Origin of the sequence: Vibrio sp. 10N.222.48.A3, from assembly GCF_041475345.1 — a bacterium.
Taxonomy (GTDB): Bacteria; Pseudomonadota; Gammaproteobacteria; order Enterobacterales; family Vibrionaceae; genus Vibrio; species Vibrio tasmaniensis_A.
Genome location: NZ_JBFRVX010000352.1, coordinates 1 through 4,244, shown reverse-complemented (window position 1 = coordinate 4,244; position 4,244 = coordinate 1). Strand labels below are relative to the sequence as shown.

Annotated in this window: 2 protein-coding genes and 3 pseudogenes; 2 read left to right on the top strand and 3 right to left on the bottom strand. The window is 39.6% G+C overall.

Going from position 1 to position 4,244, the window contains the following annotated elements:
- A pseudogene (locus AB4653_RS11005) lies at positions 1-610 on the top strand (IS6 family transposase); the annotation flags it as partial.
- 207 nt (positions 611-817) lie between these two features.
- On the opposite strand, the gene AB4653_RS11000 reads toward AB4653_RS11005, so the two are convergent.
- On the bottom strand, positions 818-2,437 hold the full coding sequence (locus tag AB4653_RS11000) for a methyl-accepting chemotaxis protein (protein ID WP_102258642.1): 1,620 nt from the start codon (positions 2,435-2,437) through the stop codon (positions 818-820).
- A gap of 672 nt (positions 2,438-3,109) precedes the next feature.
- Positions 3,110-3,364: pseudogene (locus AB4653_RS10995) on the bottom strand (hypothetical protein); the annotation flags it as partial.
- On the opposite strand from AB4653_RS10995, the pseudogene AB4653_RS10990 reads away from it, so the two are divergent.
- Positions 3,335-3,457 (top strand): annotated as a pseudogene (locus AB4653_RS10990) (IS6 family transposase); the annotation flags it as partial. The pseudogenes AB4653_RS10995 and AB4653_RS10990 sit on opposite strands and share 30 nt — an antisense overlap.
- A gap of 80 nt (positions 3,458-3,537) precedes the next feature.
- Here the strand turns inward: AB4653_RS10990 and AB4653_RS10985 are convergent.
- A complete protein-coding gene (locus tag AB4653_RS10985) occupies positions 3,538-3,909 on the bottom strand; it encodes a hypothetical protein (RefSeq protein ID WP_102258641.1) in 372 nt (123 codons plus the stop codon).
- Positions 3,910-4,244: the final 335 nt, after the last annotated feature.

Here is a 4,244-nt window from a genome sequence, read left to right as displayed (position 1 = left end):
TATATTTGCGACAGAACCTTTATCGTTGGTTCATTGAATATGCCCCTACATTACTCAAGAAATTACGCCGCCATCAGTTCATCCGAACAGACTCTTCGTGGCAGCTCGATGAAACCTACGTCAAGGTCAAAGGGAAATGGCATTATCTGTATCGAGTTATCAACAAGCAAGGCGAAACACTGGACTTCTATTTATCCCAAAAACGGAATAAAAACGCGGCTTATCAGTTCTTGAAACGGTGCTTAAGATATTATGATGTAGACACTCAGCCTAAGACCTTGAACACAGACAAGCATTCCTCGTCTGCTCATGCTATCTTGCGCCTGAAGAAGGAGGGACGGCTGCGAGCGGATGTCGAGCAACGGCAAGTGAAGTATCTCAATAATGGTATCGAGTCCGATCACGCTCCATCAAGAAGCTCGTTGTCAGCACAGGCGGTTTTAAAATACGAAAGCGAGCCTGGTCAACCATCGAGGGGGGCGAATCACTGCGAATGTTGAACAAAGGCCAGTTTGATTTCTGGTTACGTCATGATGAGCGTAAAACGCTTGTTCGGGAGAGATCCGCCTTCATGAATCGTCTCTTCAATGTTGAGGTGGTTTACCAGTAATGGTTACGCCCATGACTGGGTAGATCTGCATTATCTGATTAGTTGCAACAAGCCCACCAAAGAAACACCGCAAAAATTTATTGGCACATATTTCCCAAAGGGGTAAGTGTTTTCAGATAAGTAGATTATTGAGTCAATGCGACGGCCAAGGTAATTGTCGCTCAATACCAACACTAAGAACTTGCGAGTGAATTCAATAATGCAACCTCAATCATTAATTTTTTTCACCTCAAAAAAAGATAATTCTGACTGTAATTTTTCAGCTAAAGCACCAACTTCTTGATTGGAATTTGTACTTTCTTCTATTCCTTTTATATTCTGTTGAACCAGCGAATTAATATCTTCGAGTTGCTTTGAAATATCTTGAGTAACGGCACTTTGCTCTTCGGAAGCCGTTGCTACGACAGCATTTACTTCAGAAATACCCGTAACTTTCTCTGATATTATCGCGAATGATTCCGTCAACTCATTCGTAGCCTCTTTGGTTAGATTCATTAATTCAACGTTTCTACTCATGGAATCATCAGCTTGCTTAGACTTCTCTTGAAGTTGGGTGATAATGGTTTGAATATCAACTGTTGATTGTTGTGTTTTGGCAGCCAATGCTCTGACTTCATCAGCCACAACAGCAAACCCTCTCCCTTGTTCTCCTGCACGAGCCGCTTCAATTGCAGCATTTAAGGCCAATAGATTGGTTTGCTCTGAGATACTGTTGATAACATCAACTACAGAACTAATGGTCTCCGAATGTTCTCGAAGATGATTAACTAAATTTTTTGCTTCTAAAATAGAATTACTTATTTTTTCTGTTGTTTGTGTTGAATTCATGAGGATGGATTGACTGGATTCAATCACGCTATTTGCTTCCATAGCGGCTTCCTCTGCTTTCATTGCATTTGTAGCAACATCATTTGCTGTGGACGCCATTTCAGTGGATGCTGTTGCCACTTGTTCAACAGATGAAAGTTCACTTAATGAATTTTTTCGATTCTGATCAACAAGAACCAACGAATGGTCTTGTTTAACTTTAATTGTACTCATTACGTTTTGGCTTTCTAGTACGACACCTGATAGCCGTTCAGATAAAATTGTTACAGACTCAGAGATACTATCAAGCTCATTTCTGCTCAATGGCAACGTTTTGTTGTGAACTTTACCTTCCGAAAGCGCCTTTAACCATTCAACAATCATGGGTAAATTTCTAACTTCTCTTTTAGCAAACCAGAATGAAAGGATAGACACGAGCAATGAAGTGAGTAAAACAATAGTCCAGCCCCACAACGTAGACTTTCTCAACTCAGAATTTGATAATGTGAACTCTTGCTTAGAAACATCAAGTTGTAGATCAATTAACAATCCTAAATCCTCTCCCATAGCATCAACTAGCTTATATAATGTTTCTATCATCATATAGTCATCAACGGCGTTGCTTTTATGTTGTTTCAGCAAAAGTGGAACCTGAGATTCAACCGTTGAAATTTGTTTCTCTAACCTTTGGGCCAATTTTGCTTCTTTGTCCGTTAATGCAGTTTTTAGATATTCTTGCCAAATTGATTTTGCTTCATTAATGGATTCTGATGCACCTGTGTAAAATTGGTCCTTAGTAATTAACCCTACGTGTTGTTTATTGGCGGCATCAATCAAGTTAACGGCGTACAAGTCTGAGATTTTTTTCAAGTTTGATAATGGAATAACACGGTCTAAGTATACCGATTGGAATCGTTCCATGATTATTTGAGAAACGTTACCATTTAACGCATGAACAGCAAAAAGAGAAAGAGAAAATAACATCGGAATTAAGAGTAGCTTCGTTGAGATTTTATTCATAAGTCACCGTAAAGAGTGCAATAGATTTATTATAAAGCAAGATTCGAACCACAGAAAAAAGCGCTAACAAACATGCATCATGATAGATTTGTTATGTTGTTGATTCTTAAATTGCATTGCAAAAAGCAACACAATCCGAATATGCATATAAACCTTATTGGATTTAAACAACATGCACAGTGCAATTGTCGATAGACAATAAAGGAATAAGTTTTCCGTAAGGGCGTGACCGTAAGCGGTCGGGTTTTTCGTCGTTCCTCTTTCTATCGCTAACTTGAAGCCCCTAACTACTCATTGTTTGTGATGCGTTTTCACCTCGATTTCGTCGCGTGTTCCCAAAAATGATCAGTTTTCTATTCGTTTGTCACAAAAAGGATGGGACGTGACAAATAGGGGTTGTTGCAAAAAAATCAGCCAAGACTCAGAATTCAGTTCTGTCTTTTCTAATCTAGTGACTCAATGGCCAATCCCGCATTCAAATGGAAACACTTTGCCCCTGAAATCATTCTTTGGTGCCTTCGTTGGTATGGTTCGACAATTTATCGTTAGTTCATTAAATATGCCCCTTCATTACACAAGAAATCACGTCGTCTTATTTAACGTAACGGCACTTAATCAGTACCCAAAAATCAAACCTCCAGCTAGCGTAAGTTTACTGCTCGCGCTGGCTCTTCAATCAGGTGAGCGAATAGGATGAAGTTGGTAATGATAATTTCTTAATTCTTCGCTGACTTGATACTGCTCGAATTTGAAGTAACGTTGCTCTGTTAAGCAGTGAGTAAACTTGCCCAATTCATTGGTATGTATGAACAACGAGATTGATGCAACTTGGCGATTATCATCATCGAAGCAATAATCAATGTGCGCTCTATCGAGATAAACAACGTCTCTATCCTGAGTCGGCGTCTCTTCAACAAGTTTTGTCTTTTCTGGTTACGTCATGATGAGCGTAAAACGCTTATTCGGGAGAGATCCGCCTTCATGAATCGTCTCTTCAATGTTGAGGTGATTTACCAGTAATGGTTACGCCCATGACTGAGTAGATCTGCATTCTCTGATTAATTGCAACAGCCCCATGACTTAATTCCTTGAGTTTTTAATTAACCGAAAACACTTAACCCTTTGTCGGATATACGCCAATAGATTTTGGCCGTGTTTCTTTGGTAGCTATCACCAATAACGACTTGGCCATCTTTATCTAACACTCGTCGCTCAATAAAACCCGCATCGAGTAGGAAATAGAGCACCTTATGAGAGTTACTAAGACTCGGCACATCGAGTAGTTGCTCTTTCAGTGAATTAGCCTCATAGAAAAAGGTTTCATCATCTGATTTCAATCGTTCGACCTTGCCATTATCCAAGTTGTGATAACAAAGATTCATGATCGTTAAAAGCTGAAAGCACAACGATTGTCTAGGCAATTGAGAAAGCTCATGTAAGTGCTTAATTCTTTGTTCATATGAAAAACTCATGACGGATTCTCTTGTTTTTGTTTTTTGATGTCATTCACTGCATTAACGCAAACCTTAAGCCACTGAAAACCTAATTCACCTTCTAGGTTAGCAGGGGCGTTGTTGCATCGCTCGTATTTCGGAGCAGCACAATAATCACGAGGCCTCTACTGATATAATGCAGTTTTCGCCTCGAGGCTTACTTATCCATGCCAAACAAGTTTAACAATTCAAAGCGCCACCACATTCCAAAGCAAACCTATAAACTGACGAACTGGCCTGAATACAACCAATCATTGATGAACCGAGGACGAATCGATATTTGGATAAACGAAGAGGGTTCTGTCGCAAATATA